Here is a 13,943-nt window from a genome sequence, read left to right on the forward strand (position 1 = left end):
TCCGCTGCCTCAAGCGCTACATCGCCCGTGAGCTCTACCGCATCATCACCAAGAACGATCATGATCGCCCCGCTTGACATCAATAGGAGCATCCCTCCCGGGGCACCGGCGCGGGCTGCTCTTGCCGGCGCGGGCGGCGGTTCACAGCGCACCGGCACGGGCGGCGGCATGGGTGACGGCGAGTGCCGCGTCGGCAGCACGGGCGGCGGTTCACAGAGCACCGGCACGGGTGGCAGTTCACAGAGCACCGGCGCGGGTGGCGGTTCACAGAACACCGGCGCGGGCGGCGGCGAGCGCCGCGTCGGCGGCACGATCGGCGTCCCGCTCGGTGACCGGCTCATGCGCCACGAACAGCCGGTAGTAAACAGGCGCGACGGCCACCCTGATCACTTCCCTGACATCCACGACGTCAGGCAGCTCACCGCGTGCGACCGCCCGCCGCACCACCTCGGCCGACTGCTCGTGCCGGGCCATGAAGAACTCGTGCAGCGCCCGCGCCGCGTCGGGATCCTGTACGGCCGCCGCCACGAACGCCGACGACACCGGCCCCAGCTCCGGGTCGTCGAAGCCGCTGCGCACCAGCTGGACGATGCCCCTCAGATCGCCCTCGATCGAGCCCGTGTCGGGAATGGGCCACGGCTCGTCCCTGGCCAGCTCCAGGGCGTCGGAGATCAGCCCCGCCACGCTGCCCCAGCGCCGGTAGACGGTCGTCTTGTGCACTCCTGACCGCTCGGCCACGTTCTCCACCGTCAGGCCCCGGTATCCGTGCTCGGCCAGCTCGGCGAGGGTGGCCTCCCGTACGGCGTCCCGAACCCGGGCGCTTCGCCCGCCCGGCCGCTTGTTCGACTCCAAAAACTACTCCAGTTGCATTAGCGTCTCCCGCATGACACACTAACGCTACAACGGTTGCGATTGGAGTTCCATCCTGATCAGTCTTCGAGGGGTTTCCAAGTCATACGGCGAGCGGGCCGTCCTCGCTGAGGCGTCCATGTCCGTGAAGCCCGGCGAGCGCGTGGGCATCGTCGGCGAGAACGGCTCGGGCAAGTCCACGCTGCTGCGGCTGCTGGCCGGGGTCGAGCGGCCCGACGATGGCGAGGTGACGCTGGCCGACGACACCGGCTACCTCCGGCAGACGCTCGACCTGCCGCCCGGCCACACGGTCCAGCAGGCCGTCGACGCCGCGCTGGCCGGTCTGCGCGCCATGGAGCGCCGGATCCGCGAGCTGGAGTCGGCGCTCACCGATGACGTCATGGCGGAGTACGGGGAGCTGCTGACGGCGTACGAGCTGCGCGGCGGCTACGAGGCCGACGCGCGGGTCGACAAGGCGTTCCACGGGCTGGGGCTGTTCCACGTGGGCCGCGACCGGCCGCTGTCCAGCCTGTCGGGCGGGGAGCGCGCCCGCCTCGGCCTGGCCTGCGTCCTGGCCGCCGCCCCCAGGGTCCTGCTGCTCGACGAGCCGACCAACCACCTCGACGAGTCGGCCCTGACCTGGCTCGAAGCCCGGCTGCGCGAGCACCGGGGCACGGTCGTCGTGGTCTCCCACGACCGCGTCTTCCTCGACCGGGTGGCCACGGCCGTGCTCGAGGTCGAGCACGGGGCGATCACCCGCTTCGGCGGCGGCTACACCGGCTTCCTGGCCGCCAAGGCCGCCGCCAGGGCCCGTTGGGAGCAGTCGTACGCGGCGTGGTGCGAGGAGGTGCGGCAGGTGCGCGACTACGCGGCCACGACCGCCCACCGGGTGGCCACGGGGCGGCAGATGCGCGACAACAACAAGATGGCCTACGACCGCAACGCCGGGCGGGTGCAGAGCTCGGTGGCCAGCCGGGTCCGCAACGCACACGAGCGCCTGCGCCGACTGGAGGCCGACCCGGTCCCTCGGCCACCCGCCCCCCTCCGCTTCCACGGCACCTTCACCCCCACCCCGGCCCTCCCCGACCTCCTGAACACCACCACCCCGACCTTCCCCGACCCGCTGGAAATCGACGAAACGACTCCCAGCACCCCAGCCCCAGGCCCTGCACCCAACGCAGCACCGGAGCCCACCCCGGGACGCCGGCCCGGCCCACGACACGCCTGCGACGCAGTACCCGAGCCCACCCCGAAACGCCAGCCCAGCACACAACGCACCCCTGAGACGACCCACGAGCCCACCCCAAGCCATGCGCCTGCTCCAGGACATGCGCCCGCTTCGGGACGCGCACCTGCTCCAAGCCATGCGCCCACCCCGAGCCGTGCGTCCGCTCCGGGACATGAGCCCGCTCCGAGCCGTGCGTCCGCTTGGGGACACGCACCCGCTCCAATCCATGATCCCGCTACGGGACGCGTGGCCGGCGTGCGATGCGCCCCTGATACAGGACGTGAGCTCGGCCTCCGACACCAGCGTGCCGGAGACGAGCATGCGGCCGGAGACGAGCATGTGGCCGGAGACGAGCATGCCGTCGGACACGGGTATGCGGCCGGGCGCGGGGATGCGGCCGGGCACGACCGGGCCCAAGCTCGCGTGCTTGTGGAGCTGCGCGATGTCCGGGTCGGCGATCGGTTGCACGTCCCCTCCCTGACCGTCGAAGCCGGTGACCGGCTGCTGGTCCGCGGGGCCAACGGCGCGGGCAAGTCGACGCTGCTCCAGACCCTGGCCGAGCACGCCCGGGTAAGGGTCGGCCACCTGCCGCAGGAGGTGACGTTCGACCCCGACCTGACCGTCCTGGACGCCTACGGCCACAACCACAGCTATGCGGACGAGCGGCGTGCGGCTCTGCTGAGCACCGGCCTCTTCAAGCCCCAAGCCCTCGACCAGAAGGTGGGCACGCTGTCGGTCGGGCAGCAGCGCAGACTGGCGCTGGCCCGGCTGCTGGCGCAGGAGTACGACCTCCTCCTGCTCGACGAGCCGACCAACCACCTCTCGCCGGTCCTGGCCGAGGAGATCGAGCAGGCACTCGACGACTACCGCGGCGGGCTCGTCGTGGTGTCGCACGACCGCGCCCTCATCCGGCGCTTCCGGGGGACCGAGATCACGCTGGCAGGAGGACGCATATGTTGAGCAGCGCAGGATCGATCAGTGAAGGACCGCAGATGTTGACCAGGATTGATGAGGGCGCGCCGTACGGCATCGCGACCGGGCCGGATGGGGCGCTATGGTTCACGCTTGTCCACGAAGGGCGTGTCGGCAGAATGGTGCCGGGCCAGAAGCCGGTGATTCATCAGCTCGATCCGGCCGACGGGCAGCCGATGGTTATCACCCCGGGGCCGGACGGGGCGATGTGGTTCGCGGAGGGCAAGGGCGGCCGGGTCTCCCGGATCGCCGCCGACGGGCAGGTGACCTCCCATGAGGCGGACTCGCCGTACGGGCTCGTCGCCGGGCCCGACGGGGCCATGTGGTTCACCCAGATGCAGACCGGCCGGATCGGGCGCATCGGGCCCGGCGGGGAGCGGACGGAATTCGAGGTGCCGGTGGAGGGCGGTATGCCCGCCTTCATCACGGTGGGGCCGGATGACGCGCTCTGGTTCACGATCAACCAGGGCAACGCCATCGGGCGGATCTCGCTGGCAGGCGAGGTGACCGTTCACCCGCTCCCCACGGAGGGTGCCGCCCCGGTGGGCATCACGTTGGGGCCGGATGACGCGCTCTGGTTCGTGGAGATCGGCGCTGGTCAGGTCGGGCGGATCGACACCGCCGGCAAGATCACCGAGTACCCGTTGCCCGACCGGGTCGCACGGCCGCACGCGATCGTCACCGGCCCCGACGGTGCCCTCTGGTTCACCGAGTGGGCCGCCGACCGCCTCGGCCGCATCACCACCGACGGGACCATCGACTCGTACCCGCTCCCAACCGGACCGCAGCCGGGGGACGAAGGCGCGCGAAAGGCCGAGCCGCACGGGCTTACGGTCGGGCCGGACGGGGCAATCTGGGTAGCCCTGGAGGCGGGCGCTTTGGCCCGCTTCAGCATCGACTAACGAACCACGACCACCTCAGCGACCTCACCTACCAACCAGCCAGCCCTCACGCGGACCCAGCGCCCCGACCCAGCGCCCCGGCTCGGCGTCCAGGGTCCGCGTCCAGGGTCCGCGCCCAACGCCCCGACCCAACGCCCCGACCCAGCGCCCCGACCCAGCGCCCCGGCTCGGCGTCCAGGGTCTGCGTCCAGGGTCCGTGCCTGGGGTTCGCGCCCAGCGCCCCGGCTCGGTGTCCACGCCGAGCCCGTCACCGGCCGGGGTCCGTCACCGGCCGGGGTCCGTCACCGGCCGGGGTCCGTCACCGGCCGGGGTCCGTCACAACCCAGCCCGTCACCATTCAGCACCTCGCGACTCAGCGCCTCACAACCCGGCCCGTCACAACCCGGCCCGTTACAACCCGGCCCGTCACCCCAAGCCCTCGGCTCCCACGACCCGCCCCTCAGCGCCCGCCCTCAGCGCTCACCCTCATCGGCAACCCTCAGGCCCAGCACTCAGTCCTCTGGTGGGTGGGCGTTGGTCATGAGGTGGGTGAGCGACGGCAGGCCCTTCTCCGGGGACGTCACCAGGACGCGGCACCCCGCGGCCGTGGCGGCGGCGACGCCCGTGGGGCTGTCCTCGACGGCGATGCAGCGGGAGGGGGTCGTGCCGAGCCGGCGGGCCGCCTCCAGGTACGGGTCCGGGTACGGCTTGCCGCGGGCCGTGTCCTCGTTCGCGATCACCAGGTCGAACGTGTGCCCGAGCCATGGCAGCACCAGCTCCACGATGGTCCGGGGAGAGGCGCTGACCAGGGCCGTCGGGATGGCGGTGGCGGCCAGCTCGGCCAGGAGCTCCGACGCCCCCGGCGTGACCTTCACGCCCTGCCCGATGAGGTCGGCGAAGGCGTCCGTGAGCTGCCTGGCCACCTCGGGCATGGGTGAGGTGTCCGTGGGCTGTCTGGCCACTTCGGGCATGGGTGAGGTGTCCGTGGGCTGTCTGGCCACTTCGGGCATGGGTGAGGTGTCCGTGGACTGTCTGGCCGCCTCGGGCATGAGGGGCGTGTCCGAAGTGGGGGTGAGGAGGTGGGCGGCCACGTCCTCGACCGTGCGGCCGAGCACGTACGGCACGTCCTCCGGCCCCAACGGCCGGCCGAGGGAGGCGGCGATGGAGACGGTGGCCTGCCACCACAGCCCTTCGGTGTCGACCAGGGTGCCGTCCATGTCGAACAGGACGGCATCCGGGCCGGCGTGCTCAGATCGCATCGGCCGCCACGACCGGGGCCGGGACCGTGACCGTGCGGGGGGCCACCAGGACGGGCCGGTCCACCAGGCGGACGGTGACGCGCGTTCCGGGTGCGAGGCGGGCCGCCTCGTGGCCGGGGACGTCGGCCAGGACTTCCCCGCCCTCCACCGCCACCCGGAGGCGGACCGAGGCGCCGCGGAAGGAGGCGGCGAGCACATGGGCGGGACCGTCCTCGACCGGGACGACCTTGACGGCCTCCGGACGGATCAGGACGTCCACGGACGGATCCGCGGGCACCTGGCCGTCGACCGGCAGGAGCTGGCCGAGCACCGTGACCTGGTCACCGGAGACCTGGCCGGCGAGGTGGTTCATGGTGCCGACGAACTCCGCCACGAAGGCGGTGGCCGGGCGGTCGTAGATCTCGGCGGGCGAGCCGACCTGTTCGAGCCGCCCGTCGCGCAGCACCGCCACCTGGTCCGCGATCGACAGGGCCTCCTCCTGGTCATGGGTCACGAAGATGGTCGTGATGCCCAGGTCGAGCTGGAGGCGGCGGATCTCCTCGCGCAGCGACACGCGTACTTTCGCGTCCAGCGCCGACAGCGGCTCGTCCAGCAGCAGGACGCGCGGTTCCAGGGCGAGCGCGCGGGCCAGGGCGACGCGTTGCTGCTGGCCGCCGGAGAGCTGGTGCGGGTAGCGGTCGGCGTGCGAGGGGAGGCCGACCAGTTCGAGTAGTTCGTCCGCCTTCTTCCGCCTGGTGGCCACGGGCACCTTGCGGACGCGCAGGCCGAAGGCCACGTTGTCGCGGGCGTTCAGGTTGGGGAAGAGGGAGTAGGACTGGAAGACCATGCCCGCGTCCCGCTTGTTGGCCGGTACGTCCGTGATGTCCCGGCCGTCCACGAGCACCGCGCCCGAGTCCGGCCGCTCGAACCCGGCCACGCACCGCAGCGCGGTCGTCTTCCCGCAGCCCGAGGGCCCGAGCAGCGCGACGAACTCGCCGGGCGCGACGATGAGGTCGAAGCCGTCCAGCGCGACCGTCTTGCCGAACACCCGCCGCAGCGCGCGGAACTCCACCGATGCGGTCATTTGTTTCTCTCCTTACCGAACGCCGAGGACACGGCGAGCAGCAGCAGCCAGATGAGCAGGAGGCTGAGGATGGACACCGCGACCGAGAGCTGCCCCTTGGAGCCGGCGACGGTCACGATCCACACCGCGAACGGCTCGTACCCCAGCAGGCTGGCCACGGTGTACTCGCCCAGCACGAGGGCCAGCGTCAGGAACGACGCGCTGGCCAGGGCCGAGCGCAGGTTCGGCACGACCACCCTGACCAGCACGTACGGCCACGAGGCGCCCAGGTTGCGGGCCGCCTCCACCAGCGTCCGCACGTCCATCGCGCGCAGCCCCGCGTCCAGCGACCGGTACACGAACGGCAGCACCAGCACCACGTACGCCAGCACCAGCACCACGGGGAACGCCGGGTCCTGGACCGCGATCAGCGTGGCCCAGAACGGCGTCGGAGCCAGCACGTCCGTCCCGGTGCGCAGCGACGTGCCGATCCCGGCCACGAAGGTGATGGGCGGCACTACCAGGGGCAGCGTGCACAGCACCTCCATCAGCGGGCGCAGCCGCGGCGCGAAGAGCCGTACGGCCAGCATCGCGGGCAACGCCAGCAGCAGCACCAGCACGATCGTGGCGACGGCCAGGGACAGCGACAGCAGCAGCGAGCGCACGAACCCGTCGGCCGTCAGCAACTCGCCGTAGGCCGAGAACGACACGCCCGTGGTCGGGGTGTAGATCGTGTACCAGAGCGAGGCCCCGAGCGGGATCAGGAAGTAGGCCGCCGCCAGCAGGAACACCGCGCCGCGCCACACGCGAGGGCGCGAGGAGCCACCCGAGATGCGCTCCAGGCCGGTCAGTGCAGCCATCGGGAGCTCCTCTTCTGCAGCGGCAGGTAGATCGCCATCACGAGCCCGGCCACCACGACCATGTCGAGGCTGAGGGCCAGCGCGATGTTCTCGTAGCCGATCAGCACGTCGCCGGTGAGCGCGCTGGCGATCTTCAACGTGACGAGCGGGACGACGGTCCCGACCATGGCGTTGGCGGTGGCGTACGCGGAGAAGGCCGACCCGAAGAGCAGCACCACCCCGCCCAGCATCGACGGCGCCAGCACCGGCAGCGCGACGAAGCGCCAGTAGTGCCAGGCGGTGGCCCCGTTGTTGGCCGCCGCCTCGCGCCACTGCGGCCGCAGCCCGTCCAGCGCCGGCGCCATGACCAGCACCATCAGCGGGATCGAGAAGTACAGGTAGGTCACCACCAGGCCCCAGAACGTGTAGAGCGAGCCGGACGGCAGCCCGACCAGGCCGCTGACCACGCCGGAGTTGCCGAGCGTGGCGATCCAGAAGAACGCCAGCGGCACCCCGCCGAAGTTGGCCAGCACGCCGGAGGCCGTCAGCACGGCCTCGCGCAGGAACGTGAGGCGTGAGGTCACGACGGCGTACGCGAGGAACGTCCCCAGCACGGCCCCCAGCAGGGCGACCACGGCGGACAGCTTCACGCTGCCGAGCATCGCGACGAGGTAGCCGCCCTGCAGGCTCTGCGACAGGTTGGCCAGGCTCGGCCGCCCCTGCGCCGTGAACGCCCCCGCCACCAGCGCGATGGCGGGGACGCCGAAGACGAGCGCGAAGAAGGCCAGCAGTGGCAGCGCCCCCAGCCAGCCCTTCGAACCGGAGCGGTTCATCCCGAGATCGCGGCGTCCCAGCCGCCGGCCAGCTTGGCCTTGGCCGCGTCCACCTGCTGGCTCGTCGGGAAGGTGGGGTTGCCCTCCACCGACGGCAGCTTCTCCGCCAGGGCCTTGTCCACGGTGCCGTCGGTGGTCATCGAGGGCAGCAGGACGGGGCGGGCGAAGCCCTTGAGGAAGAGGTTCTGGCCCTCGGCGCTGTAGAGGTACTCCTGCCACAGCCGAGCGGCCGCCGGGTGCGGGGCGTCCTTGTTGATGGCCTGGGCGTACATCTGGAAGTACTTGCCGTCGGAGGGGATGTTCACCTTCCAGTCGAGGCCCTTGGCGGCCATCTGGGGCGCGTAGGCGGAGTTGTTGTAGTCCCAGTCGATGCTGATCTGGGTCTCGCCCTTCTCGATGGTCGCGGGCGTGGTCTCCACCGGGTTGTAGTTGCCCGCGTCCTTCAGCTTCTTGAAGAAGTCGATGCCGGGCTGGATGTCGTCGAACGAGCCGCCGTTGGCGAGGGCGGCGGCGTACACGCCGGCGAAGGCCGAGCCCGCCTTGGTCGGGTTGCCGTTCATCGCGACCTTGCCCTTGTACTCGGGCTTGAGCAGGTCGGCGAAGCTCGTCGGGCACGCGGCGATCTTCTTGGCGTCGCAGCCGATGGACACGTAGCCGCCGTAGTCGTTGACCCAGAGCCCGGTGCTCTCCTTCTGCCCCTCGGGGATCTTGTCGAAGGACTGCACCTTGTACGGAGCGAACAGGCCCTCGCCGGCTCCGCTGATCGCGAACGACTGGCCGAGGTCGAGCACGTCGGGGGCGCGGTCCTGGCCCTTGCGCGTCTTGACCGCGTTGATCTCGTCGGCGCTGGCCGCGTCGGGCGTCTCGCTCTCGATCTTGATGCCGTACTTGGCCTGGAACTTCTGGATGATCTCCCCGTAGTTCGCCCAGTTGGGCGGAAGGGCGATGACGTGGAGATTTCCCTCCTTCTTGGCCGCCTCGACGAGCTTGTCGAGGCCGCCGAAGTCCGCCGCCGAGGTGGCGGTGGCCGCGTTCGGAGCGGAGGAGGAGGACGCGGTGGACTGCTGGGTGCCGGGCGCGGCGCCGCACGCCGCGGTGACTACGGTAAGGGCTGCGGCAACGCCGGCCGCACGGGCGCGAGGTGTGAACACAACGCCTCCACTTCAGGGGATGTGGAAGGAACCTAAGGGAACTTGTACAAACAAGCGAGCACCAGTAAGTCGCATGAATGTTGCTCTTTCATGAATGGGAAGGGTCGCTGATGGTTGCGCGCTATGAACTGATCGCCGATGATCTTCGGAACGAGATCGTCTCCGGTGCGCTCCCGGTCGGTTCGCAGCTCCCGAGCGAGGCTGAGCTGGCCGAACGCTACCGCGCGGCCCGCGGCACCGTGCGCCAGGCGGTGGCCGTGCTCGCCGCCGAGGGCCTGCTCGGCTCCCGGCAGGGGGCCAGGCGCATCGTGCTCGGCAGGGCGCGCAGCCAGAGCTTCGCCGAGCTGCACAGCTTCGCGCAGTGGGCGCGCGCGAACGGCTACCGCTTCGGCGGCCAGGTGATCACCCAGCGCCGCAGGGCCGCGAGCGCCGCCGAGTCCGCCAGGCTCGGCCCCGGCGAGGTCCTGGAGGTGCTGCGGCTGCGCTCGCTGGAGGGTGAGCCCGTCCTGCTCGAACGCACCGTGTACGCCGAGTGGGTGGCCGCCGCCGTCGAGCGGATCCCGGCCGACTGCGAGTCCGTCACCGAGGCCCTGTACGACTCGATCGGCCTCGTGTTCGCCTACGGCGAGCATCTCATCGACGCGGTGTCCGCCGGCGCCGAGGACGCCCGCCTGCTGGGGGTGCGCCGGGGGAGCCCGCTCCTGCGCCAGCGCCGGGTCACGACCACGCACGAGGGCCGTCCGGTGGAGTCCTCGGACGACCGCTACCGGCCGGGCAGCGTGACCTTCAGCATCCGCAACTCGATCGGCGCCAACCCTCTCGTGAGACAGGCCGGCGACTTGCGTTCGGGGCTCTGAGAACATATGTTCGACATATAAGCGCCCGCCTTCCCCCGGGTGGCTCAGCATAACGACCAGAGCCGCGGGGAGAAGCGTCTTGAGCAGACTCTATGGCGATCCGATAGAGGTGTGGACCAGGGACGGGGAGCCGACCCAGTTCGTCTGGCGAGACCGGCTCTATCTCGTCCGCCGGGTCCTCGACCACTGGGTGGTCGCGCGCGAGTGGTGGAAGACCAGCGAGGGTGATCCCGGTGAACGCAAGTTCTGGCGGGTGGAGGCCAGCCCGGGGCGTGAGGTGGGCTCGTACGAGTTGCGTTACGACACCGCCGGCAACGCCTGGCTGCTGCTGAGGGCGTGGGACTGATGGCGGCGCCGTTCCCGCACCTCAGCGTGTGCTCCGCGTACTCCATGCGCTTCGGCACGGCCTTCCCGCGGGCGCTGGTGAGCCGGGCGGTCGAGCACGGGATGGACATCCTCGCGCTGACCGACCGCGACGGGCTCTACGGCGCGATCAAGCACGCCCACGCGTGCGCGGAGGCCCGGATCTCCGCGGTCTTCGGCGTCAACCTGGCGCTCGACGCCCTGCCCCCGCTGCCGGGGTTCGGGGTGCCCGGACTGGACCTGCCCGGCCGCCGCCGCGCGCCTGCCCCCAGGACCGGGCAGGACGCGGAGGACCGCGTCACGGTGCTGGCCCGCGCCAAGGGCTGGTCACGCCTGTGCCGCCTGGTCACGTCCGCGCATTACGCGGGCGAGCGCGGCACGCCCAAGGTGACCCGCGAGCTGATCGGGGAGTGGGCCGGCGGGCGCGATGACGGACACGGCGGCGACCACGGGTTCGGCGCCGAGGACGGTCTCGTGGTGCTGCTCGGCCCCAGGTCCGACGTGGGCCGCGCGGTGGCCGAGCGGCGCGACGAGCACGCCAGGATGCTGCTGGGCCTCTGGCGGGCCGCGGTGCCGGGCGTGGTGATCGAACTGGTCGACCAGTACGGCTACCGCGACGCCACCACGGCCGTGCGCATGCTCGGGCTGGCCGAGTCCATGGGCGTGCCGGCCGTGCTGACCAACGCGGTGCGCTACCTCGACCCGGTCGACCACCAGGTCGGCGACGTGCTCGACGCGGCCCGCCAGCTCGTCCCGCTGCACCCCCGCCACCTCGACCGCACCACCTCCCACGCCTACCTCAAAGGCACCAAGGAGATGCGGCAGGTGGCGAACAAGGTCTGCGGGGCGGACCAGGAACGGGTGTCGCGGCTGCTGTCCACGACCAGGCGGCTGGCCGAGGCGTGCTCGATGGATCCGGAGGAGCTGCTCGCGCTGCGCAGCGACCCGCCCAACCTGCACCTGCCCGAGATCGGCCGCGACCCGGTGCCGCTGCTGCGCCACCGGGTGGAGGACGGACTGATCTCGCGCGGCCTCGACCGCTCGGGCGACGCCAGGCGGCGCCTCCGGGACGAGATGGCCATCATCGAGCGCAAGCGCCTGTCCGGATATTTCATCGCCGTGGCCGGCATCACGGACATGATCCGCGGCATGGGCATCCGCTGCGCCATCCGCGGCTCGGGCGCGGGCAGCCTGGTCAACTACCTCATCGGCATCGGCGAGGTGAACCCCCTCGACCACGCCCTGCTCATGGAGCGCTTCCTGTCGGAGGGCCGCGTCGGGCTGCCCGACATCGACGTGGACGTGGAGTCGGCCCGCCGCCTCGACTGCTACAAGGCCATCTTCGAGCGGTACGGCGAGGCCCGCGTGGCCTGCGTGTCCATGATGGAGACCTACCGGGCGCGCAGCGCCATCCGCGACGTCGCCGGGGCGATGGGCCTGCCGCCGCACGAGATCGACGCCATCGCCAAGGCGTTCCCGCACATCAGGGCCAAACAGATCACCGCGTCCCTGCACGACCTGCCCGAGCTGCGCGACAGCCGGCTCGGCGAGGCGGGGCTCGACCGGGTGTTCCGGCTGGCGGAGCGGCTCGACGGCCTGCCCAGGCACATCGCGATGCATCCGTGCGGCGTGCTGATCGGCAACGCGGGCCTGCACGACAGGACGCCGGTGGAGCGCAGCCTGCTGGACTTCCCGATGTCGCAGTTCGACAAGGACGACGTGGAGGAGGCCGGGCTGCTCAAGCTCGACGTGCTGGGCGTGCGGATGCAGTCCGCGATGGCGTACGCGCTGAGCGAGATCAAGCGGGTGGACGACGTCGTGGTCGCGCTGGACACCCAGCGCGGCGAGGACACCGGCATCCAGTACGTGCCGCACGACGACCAGGACACCTACGACATGATCTGCGCCAGCCGCACCCTCGGCTGCTTCCAGATCGAGTCGCCGGGGCAGCGCGAGCTGGTCGCCAAGCTGGAGCCGCGCACCCTCCACGACCTGATCGTGGACATCTCGCTGTTCAGGCCGGGCCCGGTCAACTCCGACATGGTCACCCCCTACCTGGAGGCCAGGCACGGGTGGCGGCGGCCGTACTACCCGCACGAGAGGCTGCGGGAGGCGCTGAAGGAGACGCACGGCGTCGTGGTGTTCCACGAGCAGGTGCTCAGGATCATCGAGGTGATGACGGGGCGGGACCTGTCGTTCGCCGAGAAGCTGCGGCGCACGCTGGACACGTCCGAAGGGCGGGAGCGGGTGCGCAAGACGTTCGTGCCCATGGCCAGGGCCAACGGGTTCGACGACACGGCCGTCGAGCGGGCCTGGCAGGTGCTGGACGCGTTCGGGGCCTTCGGGTTCTGCAAGGCGCACGCGGCGGCGTTCGCGCTGCCCACGTACCAGTCGGCCTGGCTCAAGCGGCACCACGCGGCGGCGTTCTTCGCCGGGGTGCTCACGCACGAGCCGGGCATGTACCCGCCGCGCGTCATCATCGACGAGGCCCGGCAGTGCGGGGTCAAGATCCTGCCGCTCGACATCAACAAGTCGGGCAAGGACTGGCGGGTGGAGCGGCTGGGGCTTCGGGTGCGGCCCGCCGCGCTGGAGGGCGCTTCTTCCCCGGTGCGCAGGGAGTTCAAGGCCGGGGAGATCGGCAAGGGGTACGCGTTGCGGGTGCCGTTCTCGGCGGTCAAGGGGGTGAGCGAGGCCGAGGTCGAACGTATGGTCGCCGGGCAGCCGTACACGTCGCTGGCCGACTTCTGGGACCGCGCCCGGCCCTCGCGGCCGACCATCGAGCGGATCGTCCAGGTCGGCGGGCTGGACGCGCTCCACGACCTGCACCCGGGCGGGCCCCGCTGGCGTCCGGGCGTGCTGACCCGGCGCGACCTGATCGCCCAGGTGGGGGCCCTCGAACGGGCCTCGTCGATCGGCGTGCGGTCGGGCCCGCGCGCCTCCCGGCGTTACACCGCGCGACCCGCCCGCGTGGAGGAACCGCCGTCGGTGCAGCTCCCGCTGGGCTTCACCGAGCACCTGCCGCCGGGGGAGCTGCCGGAGATGACGGAGACGGAGATGGTCGAGGCCGAGCTGGAGATCCTGGGCATCGACATCAGCCGCCACGTCATCAGCTTCCACGACGAGCTGCTCGACGCGCTCGGAGTGGTACGTTCCAGAGATCTCCTGAAGCAGCGCAACGGGGCGGAGGTGCTGGTCGCGGGGGTCAAGGTGGCGACCCAGACACCGGCGGTGCGCTCGGGGCAGCGGGTCATCTTCACCACGCTCGACGACTCGACGGGGCCGATCGACCTGACGTTCTTCGAGTCGGTGCAGGGGCGGTGCGCGGCCACGGTGTTCGGCTCGTGGCTCATGCTGGCCAGGGGGGTGGTCAGGCGCACGGGGACGCGGGCGGTGTCGATGCGCGCGGTGGACTGCTGGAACCTCGTGGACCTCGAACGGCTCTGGCGCGCGGAGGGCATCGAGGCGGTCCGCGCCCTCCTCTCCCAGGCGCCGGAGCAGGTCGCGGGGGTCGGCGGTCGCAAGATCGAGTACGCCAACGGCTTCCGCCTCTCGCCCTACTCCGACCTCGGCCCGGCCGTCGCCAACCCGCCCCGGCAGCTCTGGCACGCCAGCCCGGGCAGCTCCGGCCCCACAGCGGCCTGACCCCCCACTCACCGGCCGCGCCACCGG

Annotated in this window: 11 protein-coding genes; 5 read left to right on the plus strand and 6 right to left on the minus strand. The window is 71.4% G+C overall.

Annotated elements, in window-relative coordinates; genetic code table 11:
- Positions 1 to 264: 264 nt before the first annotated feature.
- The gene (locus ACWEPL_RS42015; protein WP_350731659.1) at positions 265 to 852 is read right to left on the minus strand and encodes a TetR/AcrR family transcriptional regulator; all 588 of its coding nucleotides are present in this window, start codon (positions 850 to 852) and stop codon (positions 265 to 267) included.
- Between the two features lie 136 nt (positions 853 to 988).
- Here ACWEPL_RS42015 and ACWEPL_RS42020 point away from each other — a divergent pair, with 136 nt between their 5' ends.
- Both ACWEPL_RS42020 and ACWEPL_RS42025 read left to right on the plus strand, forming a co-directional pair.
- Positions 989 to 3,037: an ATP-binding cassette domain-containing protein gene (locus ACWEPL_RS42020; RefSeq protein ID WP_452439475.1), complete on the plus strand. Its 2,049-nt coding sequence runs from the start codon at positions 989 to 991 to the stop codon at positions 3,035 to 3,037.
- 32 nt (positions 3,038 to 3,069) lie between these two features.
- Entirely contained in the window at positions 3,070 to 3,951 is an 882-nt protein-coding gene (locus ACWEPL_RS42025; protein WP_452439476.1) for a Vgb family protein, read from the plus strand.
- Positions 3,952 to 4,442: 491 nt separating this feature from the next.
- On the opposite strand, the gene ACWEPL_RS42030 is transcribed toward ACWEPL_RS42025, so the two are convergent.
- The 5 genes from ACWEPL_RS42030 to ACWEPL_RS42050 are packed head-to-tail and all read right to left on the minus strand — an operon-like array spanning position 4,443 to position 9,054.
- Positions 4,443 to 5,189 (minus strand): HAD family hydrolase, encoded by a 747-nt coding sequence (locus ACWEPL_RS42030; protein ID WP_452439477.1) that lies wholly within the window; start codon positions 5,187 to 5,189, stop codon positions 4,443 to 4,445.
- Positions 5,179 to 6,252 (minus strand): ABC transporter ATP-binding protein, encoded by a 1,074-nt coding sequence (locus ACWEPL_RS42035; protein ID WP_350731653.1) that lies wholly within the window; start codon positions 6,250 to 6,252, stop codon positions 5,179 to 5,181. The genes ACWEPL_RS42030 and ACWEPL_RS42035 overlap by 11 nt, the downstream gene beginning before the upstream one ends.
- Complete coding sequence (locus tag ACWEPL_RS42040) at positions 6,249 to 7,091, minus strand: ABC transporter permease (RefSeq protein WP_363980860.1); 843 nt, start codon at positions 7,089 to 7,091, stop codon at positions 6,249 to 6,251. The genes ACWEPL_RS42035 and ACWEPL_RS42040 overlap by 4 nt, the downstream gene beginning before the upstream one ends.
- Entirely contained in the window at positions 7,079 to 7,903 is an 825-nt protein-coding gene (locus ACWEPL_RS42045; RefSeq protein ID WP_350731649.1) for an ABC transporter permease, read from the minus strand. The genes ACWEPL_RS42040 and ACWEPL_RS42045 overlap by 13 nt, the downstream gene beginning before the upstream one ends.
- Entirely contained in the window at positions 7,900 to 9,054 is a 1,155-nt protein-coding gene (locus tag ACWEPL_RS42050; RefSeq protein ID WP_363980857.1) for an ABC transporter substrate-binding protein, read from the minus strand. The genes ACWEPL_RS42045 and ACWEPL_RS42050 overlap by 4 nt, the downstream gene beginning before the upstream one ends.
- Before the next feature lie 110 nt (positions 9,055 to 9,164).
- Between ACWEPL_RS42050 and ACWEPL_RS42055 the strand changes: the two genes are divergently transcribed.
- The 3 genes from ACWEPL_RS42055 to ACWEPL_RS42065 all read left to right on the plus strand — a co-directional run bounded on the left by ACWEPL_RS42055 (position 9,165) and on the right by ACWEPL_RS42065 (position 13,916).
- Positions 9,165 to 9,911 (plus strand): GntR family transcriptional regulator, encoded by a 747-nt coding sequence (locus ACWEPL_RS42055; RefSeq protein WP_363980855.1) that lies wholly within the window; start codon positions 9,165 to 9,167, stop codon positions 9,909 to 9,911.
- 79 nt (positions 9,912 to 9,990) lie between these two features.
- Positions 9,991 to 10,257 (plus strand): DUF6504 family protein, encoded by a 267-nt coding sequence (locus tag ACWEPL_RS42060; RefSeq protein WP_185067348.1) that lies wholly within the window; start codon positions 9,991 to 9,993, stop codon positions 10,255 to 10,257.
- Entirely contained in the window at positions 10,257 to 13,916 is a 3,660-nt protein-coding gene (locus tag ACWEPL_RS42065) for a DNA polymerase III subunit alpha (protein ID WP_452439499.1), read from the plus strand. Before ACWEPL_RS42060 ends, ACWEPL_RS42065 begins: the two co-directional genes overlap by 1 nt.
- The last annotated feature ends 27 nt before the right edge of the window (positions 13,917 to 13,943 follow it).

The sequence above is a fragment of the Nonomuraea sp. NPDC004186 genome (assembly GCF_053603495.1).